Origin of the sequence: Bacillus sp. J14TS2 (assembly GCF_018333015.1) — a bacterium.
In the GTDB taxonomy this organism is placed as follows: Bacteria; Bacillota; Bacilli; order Bacillales; family Bacillaceae_C; genus Lederbergia.
Map to the genome: position 1 here is coordinate 1 of NZ_BORE01000049.1, position 804 is coordinate 804.

An 804-nucleotide genomic window follows, 5' to 3' on the forward strand; every position below is an offset into this window, starting at 1 on the left:
AGGAGGCCACTGAAAAAGTCCGAAAAAGATATGATTCCTCGAATTTATGATGGGAATCATATCTTTTTTTAGCTACAATACAAGTATCAAGTAAAAGTGGGTGGCTATAATGATCCGAAAACAAGAGTCAATGATGTTAAGTGCCTATTCGGGAATTTATGATGTAGTTGTGCCAAAGGATAACTTTTTACGAAAACTAAATGAATTAGTGGATTTTTCTTTTGTGTATGATGAATTAAATGATAAATACTGCCATACGAATGGGCGGAATGCAATTAATCCCATACGCATGTTCAAGTATTTACTGCTCAAAACCATTCATGATTTATCCGACGTGGATATTGTAGATCGCTCCAAATATGATATGTCTTTTAAATATTTCCTTGGGATGGCTCCCGAGGAGTCTGTTATAGAACCAAGTTCGTTAACTAAGTTTCGTAAATTACGGTTAAAAGACATCAATCTATTAGATATGTTGATTCATAAAACCGTAGAAATTGCCATCGAAAAAGGGATTATCAAAAGCAATTCGATCATTGTGGACGCCACCCATACAAAAGCTCGTTATAATCAAAAATCTCCAAAGGAAATATTGATGGATCGCTCCAAGAAACTTCGAAAATCGGTTTATGAACTGGATGAATCCATGAAACAAAAATTCCCACCCAAATCGACAACGGATAAGTTGGAAGATGAGATGATATACTGCCAAAAACTAATGGATGTGATTGAAAATGAGGAAACGATTTCCGAATATCCAAAAGTAAAAGAGAAGTTAAACCTATTAAAGGAAACCGTAAATGA

1 protein-coding gene is annotated in these 804 nt (G+C 34.7%); it reads left to right on the plus strand.

Annotation, left to right across the window (positions count from 1 at the left end):
- Positions 1-109: 109 nt before the first annotated feature.
- Positions 110-804 (plus strand): transposase (locus tag KI375_RS26980; RefSeq protein ID WP_212976440.1); only part of this gene is annotated, 695 nt, incomplete at its 3' end.